The sequence below is a fragment of the Kitasatospora sp. NPDC030952 genome (assembly GCF_055571335.1).
The window spans coordinates 33,552-52,848 of the sequence record NZ_JBVIFM010000031.1 but is presented as its reverse complement, the minus strand read 5'-3'; the positions used below and the strand labels follow the sequence as shown (position 1 = coordinate 52,848).

General features: G+C 74.3%; 16 protein-coding genes. 6 read left to right on the top strand and 10 right to left on the bottom strand.

Annotated features, from left to right (window positions below; all coding sequences use genetic code 11):
• The first annotated feature begins 117 nt into the window (after nt 1–117).
• Nucleotides 118–2,151 carry a putative Ig domain-containing protein gene (locus ACZ47G_RS35550; protein WP_465749935.1) on the top strand — a complete coding sequence of 678 codons (2,034 nt, stop codon included), beginning with the start codon at nt 118–120 and terminating at the stop codon, nt 2,149–2,151.
• Nucleotides 2,152–2,320: 169 nt separating this feature from the next.
• On the opposite strand, the gene ACZ47G_RS35545 is transcribed toward ACZ47G_RS35550, so the two are convergent.
• The 4 genes from ACZ47G_RS35545 to ACZ47G_RS35530 form a co-directional block, all read right to left on the bottom strand.
• The gene (locus tag ACZ47G_RS35545; protein ID WP_465749933.1) at nt 2,321–3,640 is read right to left on the bottom strand and encodes a cryptochrome/photolyase family protein; all 1,320 of its coding nucleotides are present in this window, start codon (nt 3,638–3,640) and stop codon (nt 2,321–2,323) included.
• Nucleotides 3,641–3,715: 75 nt separating this feature from the next.
• On the bottom strand, nt 3,716–5,218 hold the full coding sequence (locus tag ACZ47G_RS35540; protein WP_465749931.1) for an SDR family oxidoreductase: 1,503 nt from the start codon (nt 5,216–5,218) through the stop codon (nt 3,716–3,718).
• 88 nt (nt 5,219–5,306) lie between these two features.
• Nucleotides 5,307–6,248, bottom strand: coding sequence for a MerR family transcriptional regulator (locus tag ACZ47G_RS35535; RefSeq protein ID WP_465749929.1), 942 nt, complete (start codon nt 6,246–6,248; stop codon nt 5,307–5,309).
• Between the two features lie 230 nt (nt 6,249–6,478).
• On the bottom strand, nt 6,479–6,835 hold the full coding sequence (locus ACZ47G_RS35530; protein ID WP_465749927.1) for a winged helix-turn-helix transcriptional regulator: 357 nt from the start codon (nt 6,833–6,835) through the stop codon (nt 6,479–6,481).
• A gap of 89 nt (nt 6,836–6,924) precedes the next feature.
• Here ACZ47G_RS35530 and ACZ47G_RS35525 point away from each other — a divergent pair, with 89 nt between their 5' ends.
• Nucleotides 6,925–7,479 carry a carboxymuconolactone decarboxylase family protein gene (locus ACZ47G_RS35525; RefSeq protein ID WP_465749925.1) on the top strand — a complete coding sequence of 185 codons (555 nt, stop codon included), beginning with the start codon at nt 6,925–6,927 and terminating at the stop codon, nt 7,477–7,479.
• A gap of 278 nt (nt 7,480–7,757) precedes the next feature.
• Here ACZ47G_RS35525 and ACZ47G_RS35520 read toward each other — a convergent pair whose 3' ends face one another.
• Together ACZ47G_RS35520 and ACZ47G_RS35515 are read right to left on the bottom strand one after the other, a co-directional pair.
• A complete protein-coding gene (locus tag ACZ47G_RS35520; RefSeq protein ID WP_465749923.1) occupies nt 7,758–8,132 on the bottom strand; it encodes a nuclear transport factor 2 family protein in 375 nt (124 codons plus the stop codon).
• 103 nt (nt 8,133–8,235) lie between these two features.
• Nucleotides 8,236–9,393, bottom strand: a complete 1,158-nt coding sequence (locus ACZ47G_RS35515; RefSeq protein ID WP_465750000.1) for an MFS transporter — start codon at nt 9,391–9,393, stop codon at nt 8,236–8,238.
• Nucleotides 9,394–9,640: 247 nt separating this feature from the next.
• Here ACZ47G_RS35515 and ACZ47G_RS35510 point away from each other — a divergent pair, with 247 nt between their 5' ends.
• Together ACZ47G_RS35510 and ACZ47G_RS35505 are read left to right on the top strand one after the other, a co-directional pair.
• Nucleotides 9,641–10,207: a TetR/AcrR family transcriptional regulator gene (locus tag ACZ47G_RS35510; protein ID WP_465749921.1), complete on the top strand. Its 567-nt coding sequence runs from the start codon at nt 9,641–9,643 to the stop codon at nt 10,205–10,207.
• A 153-nt stretch (nt 10,208–10,360) separates the two neighbouring features.
• The gene (locus ACZ47G_RS35505) at nt 10,361–11,275 is read left to right on the top strand and encodes a DUF2207 domain-containing protein (RefSeq protein ID WP_465749919.1); all 915 of its coding nucleotides are present in this window, start codon (nt 10,361–10,363) and stop codon (nt 11,273–11,275) included.
• A 61-nt stretch (nt 11,276–11,336) separates the two neighbouring features.
• Here ACZ47G_RS35505 and ACZ47G_RS35500 read toward each other — a convergent pair whose 3' ends face one another.
• The 4 genes from ACZ47G_RS35500 to ACZ47G_RS35485 all read right to left on the bottom strand — a co-directional run bounded on the left by ACZ47G_RS35500 (nt 11,337) and on the right by ACZ47G_RS35485 (nt 17,253).
• Complete coding sequence (locus ACZ47G_RS35500) at nt 11,337–13,151, bottom strand: alkaline phosphatase family protein (protein WP_465749917.1); 1,815 nt, start codon at nt 13,149–13,151, stop codon at nt 11,337–11,339.
• Between the two features lie 235 nt (nt 13,152–13,386).
• Nucleotides 13,387–14,106, bottom strand: a complete 720-nt coding sequence (locus ACZ47G_RS35495; protein ID WP_465749915.1) for a scabin-related ADP-ribosyltransferase — start codon at nt 14,104–14,106, stop codon at nt 13,387–13,389.
• A gap of 162 nt (nt 14,107–14,268) precedes the next feature.
• Nucleotides 14,269–15,936, bottom strand: coding sequence for a serine hydrolase (locus ACZ47G_RS35490; RefSeq protein ID WP_465749913.1), 1,668 nt, complete (start codon nt 15,934–15,936; stop codon nt 14,269–14,271).
• Between the two features lie 222 nt (nt 15,937–16,158).
• Nucleotides 16,159–17,253, bottom strand: coding sequence for an endonuclease/exonuclease/phosphatase family protein (locus ACZ47G_RS35485; protein WP_465749998.1), 1,095 nt, complete (start codon nt 17,251–17,253; stop codon nt 16,159–16,161).
• A gap of 137 nt (nt 17,254–17,390) precedes the next feature.
• Here ACZ47G_RS35485 and ACZ47G_RS35480 point away from each other — a divergent pair, with 137 nt between their 5' ends.
• Entirely contained in the window at nt 17,391–18,110 is a 720-nt protein-coding gene (locus tag ACZ47G_RS35480) for a response regulator transcription factor (protein ID WP_465749911.1), read from the top strand.
• Between the two features lie 73 nt (nt 18,111–18,183).
• The gene (locus ACZ47G_RS35475; protein WP_465749996.1) at nt 18,184–19,224 is read left to right on the top strand and encodes a sensor histidine kinase; all 1,041 of its coding nucleotides are present in this window, start codon (nt 18,184–18,186) and stop codon (nt 19,222–19,224) included.
• The last annotated feature ends 73 nt before the right edge of the window (nt 19,225–19,297 follow it).

Below are 19,297 nucleotides of genomic sequence, written 5' to 3'. Positions count from 1 at the left end.
GGCCGTCCGCACGTGCGCGTCTCCCCCTCACCCCGGGCCTGCAGCCCGACGAGCCGCCCCATGACGGCGTGCCCGCGCGCAGACCCAGGGCCCGACCCCCCACCTGGGAGGGCTCCGTTGCGCAACATCCTCAGTTCCCCCTTGCGGCACGGCCGGCTCCGGGCCGGCACCGCGACCTTCGCGGTCGGCGCCGTGGTGGCCGCCGGCCTCGCGCTCGCGGCCCCGGCCGGCGCCGCGGCGACCGCCTCCGGCGCGTCCGGCGCGTCCGGCGCGCCCGGCACCGGCGTCAAGCACGTGTGCGCCACGCCGACCGAACGTCACCGGATGGCCTGCGACGCCCTGGTGCGCACCGACGTCGTCCAGCCGCACGCCTTCTCGCTGTCCGCCGTCTCGCCGGACGCCACGCCGTCCGGCTTCGGCCCGGGCGACCTCCAGAGTGCCTACGGCCTGTCGGCCAACGGCGGCGCCGGGCAGACCGTGGCCATCGTCGACGCCCAGGACGACCCCAACGCCGAGTCGGACCTGGCGACCTACCGCACGCAGTACGGGCTGCCTGCGTGCACCACCGCCAACGGCTGCTTCAAGAAGATCGACCAGAACGGCGGCACCAGCTACCCGACCTCCGACACCGGCTGGGCGGGCGAGATCTCCCTCGACCTCGACATGGTCTCCGCGGTCGCGCCGAACGCCCACATCCTGCTCGTCGAGGCCACCTCGGCGACCATGTCGGACCTCGGCGCCTCGGTCAACCAGGCCGTCGCCCAGGGCGCGAAGTTCGTCTCCAACAGCTACGGCGGCGCCGAGGACTCGACCGACACCTCCTCGGACAGCCAGTACTTCAACCACCCCGGGGTGGCCATCACCGCCTCCTCCGGCGACTCCGGCTACGGCGCCCAGTACCCGGCCGGCTCGCAGTACGTCACCTCGGTCGGCGGCACCTCGCTGACCCGGGACTCCAGCTCCCGCGGCTGGAGCGAGTCCGTCTGGGGCACCAGCTCCGGCGGCGAGGGCGCCGGCTCCGGCTGCTCCGCCTACGACCCCAAGCCGAGCTGGCAGACCGACAGCGGCTGCGCCAACCGCACCATCTCGGACGTGTCGGCGGTCGCCGACCCGGCCACCGGCGTCGCCGTCTACCAGACGTACGGCGGCAGCGGCTGGGCCGTCTACGGCGGCACCAGCGCCTCCTCGCCGATCATCGCCGCCGTCTACGCCGACGCGGGCGCCCCGGGCGCGGGCGACAACCCCGCCAAGTACCCGTACGCGCACACCAACGCGCTCAACGACGTGACCAGCGGCGCCAACGGCACCTGCTCCCCGGCCTACCTGTGCACGGCCGGCGCCGGCTACGACGGCCCGACCGGCCTGGGCACCCCGCACGGCCTGGGCGCCTTCACCGCGGGCGGTAGCACCGGTGGCAACACCGTCACGGTCACCGGCCCCGGCAACCAGTCCGGCACCGTCGGCACCGCCGCCGGCCTGCAGATCCACGCCAGTGACTCGGCCTCCGGCCAGAGCCTGACCTACTCGGCCAGTGGCCTGCCCGCCGGCCTGTCGATCGACTCCTCCAGCGGCCTGATCTCCGGCACCCCGACCACCGCGGGCAGCAGCAACGTCACAGTCACCGCCAAGGACACCACCGGCGCCTCCGGCTCCGCCTCCTTCAGCTGGACCATCGCCGGCTCCGGCGGCGGCACCTGCACCGGCGGCGGCCAGCTGCTCGGCAACCCGGGCTTCGAGACCGGCACCGCCTCGCCGTGGACGGCGAGCTCCGGCGTCATCGACAACTCCGCCGGTGAGGCTGCCCACTCCGGCAGCTGGAAAGCCTGGCTGGACGGCTACGGCAGCACCCACACCGACACCCTGAGCCAGACCGTCACCATCCCGGCCGGCTGCAAGGCGAGCTTCTCCTTCTGGCTGCACGTCGACACCGCCGAGACCGGCGGCACGGCCTACGACAAGCTCACCGTCCAGGCCAACTCCACCACCCTGCACACCTACTCCAACGTCGACGCGGGCACCGGCTACGTCCAGCGGACCTTCGACCTGTCGAGCTTCGCGGGCCAGACCGTGACCCTCAAGTTCACCGGCACCGAGGACTCCTCGCTCCAGACCAGCTTCGTCATCGACGACGCCGCCCTGAACGCCTCCTGACCGACCACCCGCACCCGCGTGGGGCCGCAGCCGACGCCGCGGCCCCATCGGCGCGTTCGGCGCGTTCGGCGCGTTCGGCGCGTTCGGCGCTACCTCTGAGCCCAGGAGCGGCGGGCGGTCGCGGGGAGGACGGCACCGGCACCGAGGGCTGAGTCAGTCCGGTTCCGGTTCAGTCCAGGTGGCGGGCCGAGCGCAGCCGGGCCGACAGGGTGTCGGGGGCGATCAGCGGCTCCGGGTAGTCGGGGGCGAGCAGCCAGGGGCGGTGCACGGCCGGGCCCGGCAGGTGGGCCAACTCCGGTACCCAGCGCCGTACGTAGTCCCCGGCGGGGTCGTAGCGGTCGGCCTGGCGCAGCGGGTTGAGCACCCGGTTGGGCCGGGTGTCGGTGCCGGTCCCGGCCACCCACTGCCAGTTGAGCTGGTTGTTCGCCACGTCGCCGTCCACCAGCAGGGAGAGGAAGTGGGCGGCGCCGATCCGCCAGTCCAGGTGGAGCGACTTGGCGAGGAAGCTCGCCGTCAGCAGCCGGGCCCGGTTGTGCATCCAGCCCTCGTGGGCGAGTTGGCGCATCCCGGCGTCGACGATCGGGTAGCCGGTGCGGCCCTGCCGCCAGGCCTCGGCCTCCCGCTCGTCCCGGTGCCAGTGGTCGTCCCGGGTGCGGTAGTCGCGGTGCGCGGCGTCGGGGCGGGCGGCGAGGACCTGGTGGTGGAAGTCGCGCCAGGCGAGCTGGCGGACGAAGGCCTCGGCGCCGGGGCCGCCGCGCTGGAGGGCGCGGGCGGTCAGCTCGGTCGGCGACAGACAGCCGAAGTGCAGGTACGGGGAGAGCCGGGAGGTGTCGTCGGCCGCGAGGTCGTCGTGGACGTCGGCGTAGGAGTCGACGTCCCAGCGCCGCCACCGTTCCCGGGCCGCGGTCTCGCCGCCGGTCGGCAGGCCCGGCGAGACCGGGCCTGGGACCACGAGGTTCTCGCTGCCGATGCCGCCCGGCGTGCGGATCACCCGGGGCGCGCCCAGCACGGTGCGGTGCGGTGCCTGCTGCCAGGCGCGGTGGTACGGGGTGAAGACGGCGTAGTGGTCACGGCCGGCCGGGGTGATCCGCCCGGCCGGGACGACGGTCACCGAGCCGTCGTGGACGTGCAGCCGGTCGCCGAACCGGGCGAGCAGCCGGGCCTCGCGCCGCCGGGCGAAGGCGCTGACCCCGGCGGCGAGGTGCACCGTCCCGGCGCCGGCCTCGGCGGCCACCCGGGCCGTCTGCTCGTCGGTCGCGCCCCGGCGCACGATCAGCCGGGAGCCGGTGCGGCGCAGCGATGCGTCCAGGTCGGTGAGGCAGTCGGCCAGGAAGGCCAGCCGGTTGGGGGCGGCGAAACCGGCCGCCTCGACGGCGGGGTCGAGGACGAACAGCGGCACCACCTGGTCGGCGGCGGCGCGGGCGGCGTTCAGCACGGGGTTGTCGTGCAGGCGGAGGTCCTGGGTGAACAGGGCGATCGCGACGGTCATCGGCGGGGCCTCGGAGCGGGTTCGGGTGCGATTGGCTTTCTTGCGATTGGCTTTTCTCAGGGGGTGCGAGGGGCCTCAGGGGTGCGGCCCGGCCCGGCGGGCGCGTTCGGTGATGTTGCGCGCCATCGCGTCGAACACCAGGGAGTGGAACGGCGCCACCGACCACCAGTAGGCGTGGCCGGCCAGTCCGTGCGGGTGGAACAGCGCGCGCTGGCGGTAGAGCGCCCCGCCGGCGCCGTCCGGGCCGACCCGCAGCTCCAGCCAGGCCAGGCCCGGCAGGCGCATCTCGGCCCGCAGCCGCAGCAGGCGTCCGGGCTCGATCTCCTCGACCCGCCAGAAGTCGAGGGCGTCGCCGACCCTCAGCCGGTCCGGGTCGCGCCGGCCGCGGCGCAGTCCGACGCCGCCGGCCAGCCGGTCGAGGGTGCCGCGCAGCGCCCAGGCGAACGGGACGGAGTACCAGCCGTTCTCGCCGCCGACGCCCTCCACCACCCGCCACAGGGCGGCCGGGTCGGCGGCCACCCGCCGTTCCCGCAGGTCCTGGTAGAGGCTGCCGCCGGCCCAGTCGGGGTCGGTGGGCAGCGGGTCGCTGGGGGCGCCGGGCAGCGAGGCGGAGGACCAGCGGGTGGTGACCCCGGCCTCGCGGATGCGGCGCAGCGCGAGTTCCACGGCGCGGTCGAAGCCGGTGAGGCCCTGCGGCGGGTCGGGGACCCAGCGGGCGATGTCGTGCTCGTGGCAGACCACCTCGTGCCGCAGCGACTCCACCAGCGGGCGGGCCAGCGGGCCGGGCACCGGGGTGACCAGGCCGACCCAGAGGCTGGACAGCGCCGGGGTCAGCACCGGCACCGGCACGATCAGCCGGGGCGGAAGGTCGGCGGCCCGGGCGTAGCGCTGCATCATCAGCCGGTAGGTGAGCACCTCCGGTCCGCCGATGTCGAAGGCCCGGTCCACCTCCGGCGGCAGCCCGGCGGCGGCCACCAGGTAGCGCAGCACGTCCCGGACGGCGATGGGCTGGATCCGGGTGTTGACCCAGCGCGGGGTGACCATCGCGGGCAGCCGTTCGGTCAGGTAGCGGAGCATCTCGAAGGAGGCCGAGCCGGAGCCGATGATGACGGCGGCCCGCAGTTCGGCGGTGGGCACCCCGGTGGACCGCAGCACCCGGCCGACCTCGGCGCGCGAGCGCAGGTGCGGGGACAGTCCGGCCTCCGGCACCCCGGCGGGCAGCAGCCCGCTGAGGTAGACGATCCTGCCCACCCCGGCCCGGGCGGCCGCGTGGGCGAAGGCGCGGGCGGCGCGCCGGTCGGTGGCCTCGAAGTCCGACCCGGTGCCGAGCGAGTGGACCAGGTAGTAGGCGACCTCGACGCCGTCGAAGGCGCCGTCCAGGCTCTCGGGCCGGGTGACGTCGCCGGTGGCCGCCTCGACCCGGTCCCGCCACGGCTGGTCGCGCAGCCGTCCGGGGTCGCGGGCCAGGCAGCGCACCCGGTGGCCGGCCGCGAGCAGCTCGGGGACGAGCCGCCCGCCGATGTAGCCGGTGGCGCCGGTGACCAGGCAGTGGCGTCCGTTCGGGATCGGCTGGTCCACCGTCCGCTCCTTCCGTTCTCTTCGTTCCGTCCGTGTTCCGTCCGTGTTCCGTCCGTGTTCCGTCCGTGGTACGCCTACCCGGCTCCGGTCAGCGCAGCAGGCCCTCCAGCAGGTCGAGGGCGGTGCCCAGGTCGCGGGGCCGGAGGGTACCCGGCGGGCGGCGGGGGCCGGTCCAGCCGGGGCCGGCGACCAGCACCACCGGCTGGGTGCGCGCGCCCTGCGGGCCCCAGGCCGTCCGGACCACCCGCTCCACCAGCGCCCGGTCGGCGGTTCGGGTGACCTGGGACCACAGCAGGACGGCCGGCGGACCGGTCCGGCGCACCGCCTCCAGCAGCGCCTCGGGCGGCAGGGCGGGGCCGAACATCCGGAACGGCAGGCCGCGCTCGGCCAGGGCGGCGGCGAGCGCCTCCAACGCGAGGGCGTGCAGCTCGGTGGGCATCCCGGCGAGCAGCGCGGCCGGCCCCGGGGGTGGCTCGGCCCGGTCGGCGGCCCGGCGCAGGGCGGCCGAGATGTGCCAGGACAGCAGGTGCTCCACCTCGACGTAGCGCTCGCCCTCGGTGGACCACTTGCGCCCGACCGCCCGCAGCGCGGGGGTCATCACCTCCGTCCAGGCGGTGACCGGGCCGAGCGCGTCCACGCTGCGGCGCAGGATCAGCGCCATCTCGGGGGCGTCCAGCCGTACGGCGGCGCGGGCCAGGCCCCGGCACTCGGGGCGTACGGTGCCCACGGGCAGGGTGTTGCCGCCGGAGGCCGTACCGGTCCTCGGCTCCGGCGGGGCGGGCGCGGCGCCCACCAGGGCGACCCGGGCGGCCTCGGCGGGGTTGACGCCCCGGGCGGTGAGCCGGCACATCTCCTCCAGCACGGCCACGTCGTCCGGCTCCCACCGCCGGTGCCGCCCGGGCGCGCGGTGGGCCGGGCCGATGCCGTAGCGGCGCTCCCAGGAGCGGATGGTGGTGGGCGAGACGCCGAGCCGTCGGGCGAGGGCCCCGGTGGTCAGTCCGGCCGGGGCGGGAGCGGGCGGGGCGGTCACGGCCGCGAGCCTACGTCGGGGCGCCGGGGCCCGCTCGGCCGACGCGCGGTCGGTGTCTCCGGCGCCGGTGGACGGCCGGTCGGTGATTGCCTGCACCTTCCGACCGTCGCGCAGTCGCGGGCCGCCCGGGTAGTCGCACCGTTTTCGCAGCGTTCCGGCGGGCCGCGCGCGGGCACCGAACTCGCCTGCGCGGCGCCATGGTTGACGCCCGCCCGACCGGCTGCGGCCGCCTAGCCGCCCAGCTCCTCCGCCCAGCGGCGGCTCCAGGCGTCCAGCGGGCCGAGGGCCGCGACCAGGTCCTCGCCGAGCGGGGTGAGCCGGTAGAGCTCGCCGTCGCGGGTGAGGATCCGGGCCTCGGCCAGTTCGGCGAGCCTGACGGTCAGCACACTGGAGGACATCCGCTCGCACCGGCGCTGCAACTCCCGGAAGCCGCCTGGTGATTGGCTCAGCTCCCAGAGGACGCGCAGCGCCCAGCGGCGGCCGAGCAGGTCGAGCGCGGCCATCACCGGCCGGCCCGAGGCGGAGCCCCGGACCGGTAGGCCGGGGCGCGGCGGGCCCGCCGCCGCGGGGGTTTCGGGGCCGTCCATGAACACCCTCCTTGTGCTTCTGTTTCCGAAGCATCATAGTGGTGCTTCGGAAACAGAAGCACCCGGGACCCGACGCCAGGGAGTGCACTATGCCGCGCATCCAGCCGCTCGAACCGCCCCACCCCGCCGACGTCCAGCGGTCACTGCTCCGCTGGATGCCGCCGGGGGTCACGCACGAACCGCTCGCCCTCTTCCGCGTGCTGCACCGCAACCCCGAACTCGCCTCCCGGATGTTCGCACTCGGCTCCGGGCTGCTCGGGCACGGACTGCTGCCCGCCGCCGACCGCGAACTGGTCATCGCCCGGACGACGGCCCGGGCCGGGTGCGGCTACGAGTGGGGCGTGCACGCCGCCACCCTGGCCCGCCGGGCCGGGCTCACCGACCAGCAGCTCACCGCCACCGCTCACCGCACGCTCGGCCCGGAATGGACGGACCGCCAGGCGGCGCTGCTGCACGCCGTCGACGAACTCCACGACACCGCGGACCTCTCCCACGCCACCTGGACCGCCCTGACCGCCCACTACGACGACGCCCAGCTGCTGGAACTCCTCGTCCTGGCCGGCTGGTACCGCATCATCGCCACCCTGGCCAACGCCCTGCGCCTGGACGACGAACCGTGGGCCACCCCGCTCCCGCGCGGCTGAACCTCCAGGCGATTCAACCGGTCAAGAGGACTTCTCAGCCGGGGAGCCCGCGAGTGCCGATCATCGCCGCTGGGCCCAGGCACACCCCGAGGCGGCGACGAACACGATCGCCGCCGGCACCTCTCGGCCCCCGTAGCGCCTTGAGTTACCGCCCGTGGCGGTCGCTGCCCGCGGCACCGGCGGGAGGCCGACCGCGTCGCCGCCTTCGGCGGCATCGCAGCAGCGATCAGCTGCCCTCGCGGACTCCCCGACTGCGAAGTCCTCCAGGCCGGTTCGGTTCAGCCGGCGAGCTGGGCCCGGAAGGCCGCGCTGTTGAAGTACGCCGTGGCCTCCCGGATGAGGCCGGTGTCATCCAGCTCATAGATGTTGATGCCGGACCAGTTGACCGGCTTGCCGTCCACCGCGACGGCGGCGCCGCGCCAGGAGACGGCGACGTGGTTGCCGACGGTGTGCGCCTCCAGGGGCGTCAGCCCGAGGAAGGGCCGGAAGCCGGGCAGGACGGAGGCGATGAACTCGCGGATCGCGGCGCGTCCGGTGATCGGCGGGGTGCCGATGGGGTCATGGAAGACACCGTCCTCGGCGAAGGCCTCCGCCCAGGTGTCGGCGTCGCCTTCCTGGGAGGCACGGAAGAACTGCAGGACGGCAGGGGGCATGGCCGGGAATGTCATGGGATGGTCCTTCGGTGGTGGATTCCGTTTCTGGGGCGGCGAGTTGGTCGCGGAAGCGGCGGCGCCCGCGCGAGTGAGCAACCACCGCTCATGACGCGAGCGGGGTGTCCGTGCCAACCCGGCGCCACAGTCGGCCCGCGAGGGCGACGGCCGCGGCAACCCCGACGAGGGCGCACACTCCGGGCCAGCCGAGCCGGGCGAAGACCCGGATCCCGAGCCAGGATCCGGCGCTTCCGCCGAGGAACGAACAGGTCATGTAGGCGGTGTTCAGCCGGCTGCGGGCCTCCGGGCGCAGGGCGAAGATCCGGGCCTGGTTGGCCACCTGACTGCACTGCACCGCCACGTCCAGGAGCAGGAGGCCGGCGGTGAGGGCGGCCAGGCCGGTCGCCCCGCCCGCCGCGCCCGCGGTGAGCACGGCGGCCGCGGCGAGGGTGGTTCCGATGCACCATCCGTTCACCCGGTCCGGGCCGTGCCGGTCGACCCAGCGGCCGGCCGCAGGGGCGCAGAACATGCTGGCCGCTCCGATCAGGGCCAGCACACCGACCGCCTGGGCGTCCATCCGGTAGTGGGGCCCGGTGAGCAGGAGGGCGAGCGCCGTCCAGGCGGCGCTGAAGCCGGCGAAGAGGGTGGACTGGTAGAGCGCGGAACGGCGCAGGCCCGGCTCGGTGCGCAGCATCCGCACGGTATCGGCGAGCAGGGCCGGGTACCGTTCGCCGGTGGCGGGCGCGGTGGTGGGCAGGGCCAGGCCGAGCACGAGCGCGAGCAGCCCGGTGAGCACGGCGGCGGCCAGGTAGGGGGCACGCCAGCCGAGGTGTTCGCCGACCACTCCGCCGAAGGTGCGGGCCAGCAGGATCCCGCCGATCAGGCCGCCCTGCAGGGTACCGATCACGGCGCCGCGCCGGTCGGGTGCGACCAGGCCCGCCGCCAGGGGCAGCAGCAGTTGGGGAACCACCGTCGCCAGGCCGACGATCGCACCGGCGGCGACCAGGAGGCCAGTGGCCGGGGCGAGCCCGGCGGCCAGCAGCGCGCAGCCCGTCACGGCCAGCAGCGCGGTGATCAACGGGCGGCGGGGCAGCCGGTCACCGAGCGGGACCAGCAGGAAGATCCCGGCGGCGTACCCGAGTTGGGTCACCGTGGCCACGCCGGCGGCCGTACCCGGCGCGACGCCGAACCCGTCGGCGACGAGCGGGGTGAGGGCCTGCGGGAAGTAGACGTTCGCCACGCTGACGCCGCAGGCCAGTGCCATCACCAGCGGCAACCGCCGACCGATCGCGGCGGGCGCGGACGGGACGGGCGCGGACGGGACGGGCCCGAGCGCCACGGGCGCGGACGGGACGGGCGCGGGCGAGACGGGCGCGGGCAGATCGGTCCGGGGCGGATCGGTCCTGGGCATCACCACTCCAATCGAACGAACTAGTTGGTTCGGACGCTCGATGAGAGAGTGACAGAGCGTTGCGCGATCGTCAAACGAACCAGTTCGTTACCATCGGTCCATGGCCTACGACTCGACCGCGACCAAAGAGCGGATCCTCACGGCGGCGGCCGCCGAATTCGCCGCCCACGGCGTCGCCGGCGCCCGCGTGGACCGCATCGCCGCCCAGGCCCAGGCCAACAAGCGGGCGATCTACGACTACTTCGGCGACAAGGACCGGCTCTTCGCCGCCGTCCTCGAACGCCTGATGGCCGATCTCGCCCAGGCCGTCCCGCCCGGCGACGACGACCTGCCCGCCTACGCCGAGCGCCTCTTCGACTACCACCGCGCCCACCCCGAGGCGCTGCGGCTGCTCATGTGGGAGGCCCTCGAACTCGGCGACCGACCCGTTCCCGGCGAAGAGGTCCGAACCCGCCACTACCAGGACAAGCTCCAGGCCGCCCACGACAGCGGCGACCCCCGCACGCGCCTGTTCTTCGCCCTCGGCCTGGTCGGCTGGAGCCTGGCCATGCCCCAGCTCCGCCGCATGATCTTCGGCCCCGACCACAGCCTTGACCGGCTCCGCACCGACATCGCCCAGGCCGTCCAGTCCCTCCCCACCGGAGACGGCCCTCCCGAGCAGTCCTAGCCGTGGCTGAAGATGACTTGGTGACCGAACTGACGCCGGGGCCTCGCGCGCCTCGAACCGGCAGCTGAACCGCCGCTCCGGGTACCGGGACCGGAGCTTGCCGGGTGGCCCCGGGGTGCCCAGACTGGGTTGACCTGCCCGGGGGAGGACGTCATGTGGGTGGTAGTGGTGCTCCTGCTAGGGGCGGCGGCCGGGGTGGTGCTGGTCGTGGTCTGCGCGCGCTGTCGGTGGGCGCAGCGTGAGCTGCGCCGGGCCGAACGGCTGGCTGCGGGCCGGGACTTCGACCTCGACCTCGACCTCGACCTCGACCTCGACCGGTACGAAGTCGCCTGCCTGACGGGGCATCTGGCGGAGCTGAAGGTCGTGGAGATGTGCGACCGGGGCCGGCTCGTCGTCTCCCGCTCGGGGGACGTCACCGCGACCACCGCCCGGCACTCCCCGCAGGGTGGCCCCGGGGAGCTGGAGGGGTTCGAGGAGGAGGTCCTGCGTCTGCTCGGGCCCACCCGCACCCGCGACCTCGGCGAGCTGCTCCGGTCGGTGGACCGCTGCCCGCAGGCGCGGGCGCTGCGCAAGCGGCTGGCGGACTCGGGACTGTTCGAGGACGAGGAGCTGGTCGCGCGGATGTGGGCGGCCGACGAGTGGATATCCGTGGCGCGGGCGTCGGTGGCCGTGGCGGGCGCGGCCGCCCTGGTGTCCACCCTCGCGATGCACGGCGCCTGGCTCGTGCCGCTGGTGGGCTTCACCGCGCTGTTCGCGGTGGCCCTGTGGGTCGGCGGGCGGATGCGGCCGCGCCTGAACACCTACCGCCCCCTCACCGCGCTCGGCTCCCGGGTGCTCGGCGACGTCCGCACGGCCGAGCACCGCGAGCCGGGGTCGGCGGCCATCGCCCTGGGCGGGTTCTCGGCTCTTCCCGGCGCTCACGACCTGCGGTACTGCGAGGCGGGATCCCGCCGCCGTGCCAACGCGGCAGCGGCCAAGCGCGCCACCGGTGACCATCGCCGGAGCGAGGGCGTGGGCGCCTGCGGCTTCGGCGGCGGGTGCGGTGCCGGCTGCGGCGGGGGCGTCTGAAGCGTCCGGGGCCCGGCCACCGAGGGGGCCCGCCGGGCGGGCCCCCTCAGCCGCCGGGTCGTCAGCCGACGGTGACGGTGAACGGGCCGGCCAGGACGGAGTAGCCGTCGTTGGCCAGGAGGTACGCGTCGTAGCGGCCCGGGCCGCCGAGCTTGCCGGTGGCGAAGGTGAGGGCGCCGCTCTGGTTCGGGGCGTAGGACCAGGTCAGCGAGGAGCGGGAGCCCGGGGTGACGCCCGCCGGGTAGAAGCCGACCCAGTTCTTGGCGCCGGCCTGGGCGGCGGTCGGCAGGGCGTAGCGCAGGGTGAGGTTGCCGCCGTTGGCCACCGCGCCGAGGTCGCCGGTCAGGGTCGGGCCGGTCGCGGTGGACGGCGCGAAGGCGGCGTTCAGCGGCGTGGCGTAGGTGTCGTTGGCGGTGAGGCCGGGCAGTCCGAGGGCGGACTCGATGGTGCGGCCGATGCCGTAGTGGTCGTAGTGCAGCGGGCTGCTGGTGCCGGCCGGGACGGTGCCCTGGGAGCCGACGGCGATGGTGGCGAGGTGGTTGTAGGCCTCACCGGAGCTCTCGTCCCAGGTCAGCAGGAGCAGGGAGCGGTCCTGGGTCCAGGCGGGCGAGGACAGCACCGGGGCGAGGGTCTGCTGCAGCCAACCGTCCTGGGTCTTCAGGCTGGTGGCGTTGCCGTTGCCGGAGGCCTCGCCGTCGTAGTAGTCGTCGGCGGCGATCCAGGAGAAGTTCGGGGTGGTGGCGGCCGACTTGAGGTCGGTGGTCAGCTGGGTGGTGTCGAACAGGTGGGCCGCGCAGCGGGCCGGGTTGCCGCTGATGTCGGTGTAGTTGATGAACGGCGCGTCGTCGGGCTCGTACTTGGCGTCGTACTGGGTGGTGGTGTTGCAGGGCGTGCCCATGCCCTGCTCGTAGGCCTTCCAGGTCTTGCCGGCGCCCTCGATGGTGTCGCCGAGGTTGCGCTGCGGGGAGTTGATGTTGGGCCAGTAGGTGGCGCCCTTGGTGTAGGTGTCGCCGCCCGCGACGGCCAGGTAGTTCTCGTCGCTGGGGTGGTAGACGCCGTGCGCGTCGGTGAGGGTGGCGCCCTGGGCCATCAGGCCGTGGATGAACGGGGTGTCCGCCGGGTCGTTCATGATCTGGGCGTAGTCGGTGTTCTCCATCATGACGGTGAACACGTGGTCGTAGCCCGGCACTCGGGAGGCCGGCGGGGCGACCGGCGCGGGCGCGGCGACCGGGGTGTCGAGGGTGAGCGAGAGGTTGTCCAGGTAGCCGGTCTCGTTCGTGGTGGAGAGGAACTGCACCTCGACCTGGATCGAGCGGGTGCCGGCCGGGACGGCTCCGGTGGCGCTGCGGGAGAGGAACTTGGTGCCCAGGCCCCGGTCGGTGGCGGAGACGGTGGGCAGCTTGGCGGTCGCGCCGAGCGGGCTGCCGTCGGCGCCCTGGAAGTGCAGGCTCACCGCGGCGTAGCCGCCGTAGGTGGTCCAACCGCCCAGCCAGCCCGCGAGGTCGTAGTGCACGCCGCCGCCGTCGATCGCGCCGGCCGCCGAGGAGACGTCGACGGTCTGGCTCATCGAGCCGTCCCCGAAGTTGCCCGGTCCGAAGAAGGCCTTGCCGGGAGCCTGTCCGTCGGTCGGCAGGCCGAAGGAGCCGACCGTGGAGCACATCACGTTGACGCCGCCGGCCTGGACGGTCCAGCCGGGGACGGTGGTGGCCGCGCTCCAGTCGTTGGTGCAGTAGCCGCCGGCCTCCGCGTCGCCGTTGACGATCAGGTTGCCGCTGCCACCCGCCGCCTGCGCGGGGCCGGGGGCGGCGACGACCAGTGCGCCGACGAGCGGGAGGGTGGCGAGCAGTCCGCCGATGGGGCTCCAGCGCAGTCGCATGGGGGTACCTCGTCCCGTTGGTTGCATGAGGGTGGGTGCCGTGGCGGTGCACCACGGGCGGGACATAGGTACCGGTTCCGCACCGCCCGGGGAAGGGCGCGCGGGCGAACACAGGCCGAACTTGGTCAGACAAGTTTGCGCGGAGGGCGCCCCACCACCCATCGGACGCCCGCCGACCCGGGCAACGCCGCAGCCCCGGGGGGCGGTGGGGCGACCGCCGCTCCGCGCGGGGCGGTCAGGAGCCGGCGGGCACGTTCGGGTACGGCGCGAAGCCGGAGTTGGACTTGCAGCCGAGGTTCTCGAAGGTGCTGATCTTGGTGTTCGGGTCGGTGGAGAGCAGGTGGTACTTGCAGGCGCCCTTGATGTACCGGCCCTCGACCCCGCCGGGGAAGTCGATCTCCTTGTTCCAGAGGTACGGCGACTGGTAGCCGTTCAGCCGGGCGGTGGCGTTGACGTCGATCCCGCCGGGGGCGTACATCTCGTACACCCAGCCGGTCTTGGTGTCCCCGTAGGTGGCGAACTTCTGGGCCACCCACTGCGTGCAACTGGTGCTCAGGTGTGCGCTGTTCTGCCCGCCGCCCTTGACGATGTACTCGGCGAGCGGGGTCACCTGCTCGCCGCGCGGCGTGAAGCCGCCGCGGAAGATGTCCTCGACGTTCTCCCGGGTGTCGCCGCGCCAGAGCGTGTTGACGTCGTTGCGCCACTGCCAGCGCTCCGCCGTCGCCTGGTCCGCGACGGTCTGGGCGATCTGCGGCTCGGTCGTGGTGCTCCACCAGTCCGAGGCCCGGTAGTCGCGGACCGGCCCGCAGGGGGTGGTCAGGTCGTCATCGGCGGCCGCGCGCGGGGCGGGCACGGACGGCCCAACCGGGGCGGCGACGGCCGGGGCGACGGCGACGGTGGACAGGGCGGAGGCGAGGGAGACGGCGGTGAGCACCCGCAGAGCGGCCTGCAACATGGTGAGAACCCATCAGTCGATCAACATGACCGGCTCTTTATAGGCGTGCCGACCGGAGCTCGGCGGGAGCACTACGCCGACACCACCCGCACGGGTGGATTATTCGTATCGATACTGACGGAGCGCCGGCCAGGGGTGGGGTCGGCGCTCGCAGCGTCCGGGTCAGCCGCGGGTGAAGGTCCCCAGGCCGTCCACGTCGAGCTGCTCGACCACCACCTTCCCGGCCCGCCCGTCCGACCCCACGGTGAAGCTCACCCCGGACAGGCCGACCGCGTTCTCCCCCTTGCTCAGGAAGCTGAACACATCGCCGTCGAAGTGCTGGAGCGGGTACTGGAGTTCGGCCGGCCCCACCGTCATCACCAGGCCGCCGTCCTGCTCGGTCACGGTCAACGGCCCGTAGTAGCCGCTGGCGTACGTCCCGGTGTACGCGGAGTTCGGCTTGGCCGGGGCGGCGCTCGCCGGCGGCTTGCCGTAGTCGGTCTTCGAGGCCGGGCTCGCCGCGGCGGCGGGCACCAGCTTGCCGAAGAAGCCCAGCCAGTCCACCGTCTCCCGGCCCTCCTGGGCGACGTCGAAGAACTCCTCGGCCACCGCCTCCGGGAGGCCGGTCGGCTGGCCGTTGGTGAGCACCACGATCCCCAGTTGCTCGGAGGGCAGCAGGGTCACCGTGGTCGCCGCGCCCAGCTCGAAGCCGCCCGAGTGGTTCAGCCGCAGCCGGCCCTGGGGGTCGGTGCCGACGTTCCAGCCCAGGCCGTAGAACCCGGCGGTGCCGGCGGCCGCCCTCGGCGGGCTGCTGACGTACTGCGGGGTGCGGGTCTCGTTCAGCGCGGCCGGGTCGATCACCGACCGGCCCTCGAACTTCCCGTCGGCGAGCTGCAACCGCATCCACCGGGCGAGGTCCTGCACGGTGGAGCTCACCCCGCCGGCCGGCGACTGGGAGTCGGCGTTCTCGGTGGTGCTGACCTGCCAGCCGCCGGCCGTCTTGACGTGCGCCGCCGCCTTGTCCGTCGCGTTGTCGTAGTCGGAGCGGCGCGAGCTGGTCGAGTTCATCCCCAGCGGCCGGTACAGGACGTCCGCCGCGAGGTCCTCCCAGGCCACCCCCTTGGCCTTGGCGACGGCCGCGGCCGCCTCGGTCAGGCCGTAGTTGGTGTAGGCGTAGCTCGCCCGGAACGGGCCGAGCGGCTGGTCGCGCAGGTGCTGGACGATGTAGTCGCGCTGGTAGCCGAGGTCCTCCAGCAGGTCCCCGGCGTGGTCCGGCAGGCCGCTGCGGTGCGAGAACAGGTCGGCGATCGTCACATGGCTCGTCACGTACGGGTCGGCCAGGGCGAAGCCCGGGTCATGGGCGGTGACCGGGTCGTCCCACTTCGCGACCTTCTGGCCGACCGCCCCGGCGACCACCGTCGAGGAGATCGGCTTGGAGACCGACGCCAGCTGGAACACGGTGTCCGGATCCACCTGGTCCGGCTTGCCCAGCTCACGGACCCCGAAGCCCTTCGCGTGGATCACCTTGTCCTGGTACACCACCGCGATCGCCACCCCGGGGACACCGGTCTTGGCCATCGCGTCCTGCACGTAGCCGTCGATCCGGCCCACGGCGGCGTTCACCTGCTGCTCCGTCAGCTGCGGCGCCGGCTGGGCGGGCGGCGCGGTGGCCGGGGCGGTCGCCGGGACGGAGGAGGGGCTCGGGGTGGGGGCGGCCTCGGGGTCGGTGGCGGCCGCGGAGGTGCACCCGGCGAGCAGCGGGCCGCTCAGCAGCAGGCCCGCCAGCACGGGCGCGGCGACGGCCCGGCCGGGGCCGTGGGCGGTGCGACTGGCTGCGCCGTGACGATGCATCGACGTCCTCCCTCGTCCGGGCGGCGCGGCTCCGGTCCCTCGGTGCCGCCGTCCGCCGTACGGCGGGAGTGTGAACGGCGGCGCGCGCCCCTGGCCGCCGCCGCGCGCCGCCGGCCACGCAATCCACCCGTCCGGCGGCCGGTCAGCGGGACGGCGGCCGGTCAGCAGAACCGCGGCCGGTCAGCCCGTCGGCGCGGACGGTAGCCAGGCGGGGCGGAGTGTTCACCAGCTGATGCCGGCCGCGACCGGCAGGTGGTCGCTGCCGGTGTCCGGCAGGGCCCGGGAGCTCGTCGCCGTCACGCCGCGGACCAGGATCTGGTCGATCCGCACCACCGGGAAGGACACCGGGTAGCTGAAACCGAAACCGTCCCCGGCCGTCTCCTGGGCCGAGCGCATCCGTGCGGTGAGGCCGGCGAACGCGCGGTCGTCCAGGCTGCCGTTCAGGTCGCCGAGCAGCAGCGTCCGCTCGCTCGGGTCGGCGGCGAGGGCCCTGCCGAGCGCCTGCACGCCGATGTCGCGCGAGGCCGTCGCGAAGCCCGCCCCGGGGTACACCCGGACGGACCCCAGGTGTGCCACGTACACCGTCAGCGGCCCGCGCTCGGTGGCCACCGTGGTGCGCAGCGCCCGGTTCCCGGCCGTCTTGTCGTCCGCCGGCTGGCGGGCCGCCAGCGGCCCGTAGTCCATGACGTCGATCGGCTGGGTGTCACCCAGCGGCAGCCTGCTCCAGAGGCCGACGGTGCCCCGGACCACGTGGTACGGGTACGCCGCCGCCAGCCCCTTCTCGTACGTGCCCACGGCCTGCGGGGCCAGCTCCACCAGGGCCAGCAGGTCCGCGCCGGAGCCGGCCAGGTGGCGGGCGGTGCCGGCCGGGTCGGGATTGTCGGCGTTCACGTTCTGCTCGACCACGGTGAGGTCGCCGCCCGGGCGGGACTTGTCGGCGAGCAGGCCGCCGAACAGGTTGAGCCACGCCACGACGGGCAGCAGCAGCGCCAGCACCGCGGCGGCGGAGCGGCGCCACAGCGCGGCCGCCAGCAGCAGCGGGACGAACAGGCCGAACCACGGCAGGAAGGTCTCCACCAGACTGCCGAGGTGCCAGCCGGCGTTCGGTATCTCCGTGTGCAGCAGCAGGACCAGGCCGAGCAGCAGCGCGAGCGCCGTGAGGAGCGGCCCGCGCCGCCACGGCTCCGGCCGGGAGAGGGCGCGGACCGCCCGGCGCAGCGCCGGGCGCCGGGCGCTCCCCCGACCACCGCCGCCCGGCTCCCCCGTTCCCGTTTCCGCCCTCGTTCCCGCCCCGGTCGTCGTTCCCGCCCCGGTCATCGGCGCCGGGCGCTCCCCCGCGGTCATCGTCGCGTCCTGCTCGTGGTTCATGCCGCCAGTCAACGCGGCGTGGTGTTGCCGGGCCGTAAGCGATTTCCGATACGCGGACGATAGGCACCGGCTCGTAGCATCGAGGGATGCGCGTGTTGATCGTCGAGGACGAGTTCTACCTGGCCGAGGCCATCCGGGACAGCCTGCGGCTGGAGGCGATCGCGGCCGACATCGCCGGTGACGGGGACACCGCGCTGGAGCTGCTCGCCGTCAACACCTACGACATCGCCGTCCTCGACCGCGATGTCCCCGGGCCGTCCGGTGACGAGATCGCCAGGCGCATCGTCGCCTCCGGCAGCGGCCTGCCGATCCTCATGCTCACCGCGGCCGACCGTCTCGACGACAAGGCCTCCGGGTTCGAACTCGGCGCCGACGACTACCTCACCAAGCCCTTCGAGCTCCGTGAACTCGCCCTCAGACTCCGGGCGTTGGACCGCAGGCGCGGCCACAGCCGGCCCCCGGTGCGGGAACTCGCGGGCCTGCGGGTGGATCCGTTCCGACGCGAGGTCTACCGGGACGGCCGCTTCGTCGCGCTGACCAGGAAGCAGTTCGCCGTGCTCGACGTCCTCGTCGCCGCGGAGGGCGGCGTGGTCAGCGCCGAGGAACTGCTGGAACGGGCCTGGGACGAGAACACCGACCCGTTGACGAACGCCGTGCGGATCACCGTCTCGGCGCTGCGCAAGCGCCTCGGTGAACCCTGGATCATCGCCACCGTGCCGGGCGTCGGCTACCGCATCGACACGGCACCGGACGGCCCGGGGGCGGCGCCCGGGTCGACGTCGGGCGAAGGCGGGCGGCGTGGCTAGCTCCTGTCCGGGGCCCAGGTCACCGGGGCCGAGCGTCCGGCTGAAACTCACCCTCAGCTACGCCGGGTTCCTGATGGTCGCCGCCGTCCTGCTGCTCGCCGCGGTGTGGCTGTTCCTGCTGCGCTACGTCCCCGACCGGGCGTTCCTGATCGCCGGCTCCACCGACACCCCGACCCACGGGGTGTTCCCCGTCCGGTCGAACCTCCTGCGCGTCTTCGCCCCCAGGGCGGCCGTGGTGCTGGCTTTCCTGCTGGTGTTCGGCCTGGTCGGCGGGTGGGTCCTGGCCGGCCGGGTGCTGGCCCCGCTGACCCGCATCACCGAGGCCACCCGGCAGGCCTCCACCGGATCGCTCGCGCACCGGATCCGACTACCCGGCCGCGCGGACGAGTTCCGGGAACTCGCCGATGCCTTCGACACGATGCTGGCCCGGCTCGAAGCCCACGTCGGCGAACAGCAGCGGTTCGCCGCCAATGCCTCGCACGAGCTGCGCACCCCGCTGGCCACCTCCAAGGCACTCCTCGACGTCGCCCGTACCGATCCCGGCCGGGACGCCCGCGAGATCATCGACCGCCTCCACGTCGTCAACACCCGGGCGATCGAGCTCACCGAGGCCCTGCTCCTGCTCAGCCGGGCCGACCGGCGCTCCTTCACCCGGGAGCGCGTCGACCTGTCCCTGCTGGCGGAGGAGGCCACCGAGACCCTCCTGCCGCTCGCGGAACGGCACGGCGTCACCCTGGAGACCGCCGGCTCCGTCGCCCCCACGACCGGATCGCCGGCACTCTTGCTCCAGCTCACCGTGAACCTCGTGCACAACGCGATCGTCCACAACCTGCCCGCGGGCGGCACGGTACGGGTCGACACCCGGGTCCGCCCCGGGGTCGCGCTGCTCACCGTCGACAACACGGGCGAGCCGCTCTCCCCGGAACTGGTCGCGACGCTCACCGAACCGTTCCAGCGCGGCACCGGCCGGATCCGCACCGACCATGCGGGCGTCGGGCTCGGCCTGGCGATCGTCCGCTCCATCACCCGGGCGCACGACGGGACCCTCACCCTCACCCCACGCCCCGGCGGCGGCCTGCGCGTCACGGTGGAACTGCCCGCACCACCCCCCTGACCGCGCCCGACCGGCCGTCCATCCATCCGCCCATCCGCCCATCCGCCCGACCGGCCGTCCGTCCCGCCCGTCC

What these genes read in the sequence shown, in the direction of transcription:
- ACZ47G_RS35545 (WP_465749933.1), bottom strand. Translation starts at nt 3,640, where the DNA reads ATGACCGTCGCGATCGCCCTGTTCACCCAGGACCTCCGCCTGCACGAC.
- ACZ47G_RS35530 (WP_465749927.1), bottom strand. Translation starts at nt 6,835, where the DNA reads ATGGACGGCCCCGAAACCCCCGCGGCGGCGGGCCCGCCGCGCCCCGGC.
- ACZ47G_RS35525 (WP_465749925.1), top strand. Translation starts at nt 6,925, where the DNA reads ATGCCGCGCATCCAGCCGCTCGAACCGCCCCACCCCGCCGACGTCCAG.
- ACZ47G_RS35520 (WP_465749923.1), bottom strand. Translation starts at nt 8,132, where the DNA reads ATGCCCCCTGCCGTCCTGCAGTTCTTCCGTGCCTCCCAGGAAGGCGAC.
- ACZ47G_RS35515 (WP_465750000.1), bottom strand. Translation starts at nt 9,393, where the DNA reads ATGGCACTGGCCTGCGGCGTCAGCGTGGCGAACGTCTACTTCCCGCAG.
- ACZ47G_RS35510 (WP_465749921.1), top strand. Translation starts at nt 9,641, where the DNA reads ATGGCCTACGACTCGACCGCGACCAAAGAGCGGATCCTCACGGCGGCG.
- ACZ47G_RS35505 (WP_465749919.1), top strand. Translation starts at nt 10,361, where the DNA reads ATGTGGGTGGTAGTGGTGCTCCTGCTAGGGGCGGCGGCCGGGGTGGTG.
- ACZ47G_RS35500 (WP_465749917.1), bottom strand. Translation starts at nt 13,151, where the DNA reads ATGCGACTGCGCTGGAGCCCCATCGGCGGACTGCTCGCCACCCTCCCG.
- ACZ47G_RS35495 (WP_465749915.1), bottom strand. Translation starts at nt 14,106, where the DNA reads ATGTTGCAGGCCGCTCTGCGGGTGCTCACCGCCGTCTCCCTCGCCTCC.
- ACZ47G_RS35490 (WP_465749913.1), bottom strand. Translation starts at nt 15,936, where the DNA reads ATGCATCGTCACGGCGCAGCCAGTCGCACCGCCCACGGCCCCGGCCGG.
- ACZ47G_RS35485 (WP_465749998.1), bottom strand. Translation starts at nt 17,253, where the DNA reads ATGACCGGGGCGGGAACGACGACCGGGGCGGGAACGAGGGCGGAAACG.
- ACZ47G_RS35480 (WP_465749911.1), top strand. Translation starts at nt 17,391, where the DNA reads ATGCGCGTGTTGATCGTCGAGGACGAGTTCTACCTGGCCGAGGCCATC.
- ACZ47G_RS35475 (WP_465749996.1), top strand. Translation starts at nt 18,184, where the DNA reads ATGGTCGCCGCCGTCCTGCTGCTCGCCGCGGTGTGGCTGTTCCTGCTG.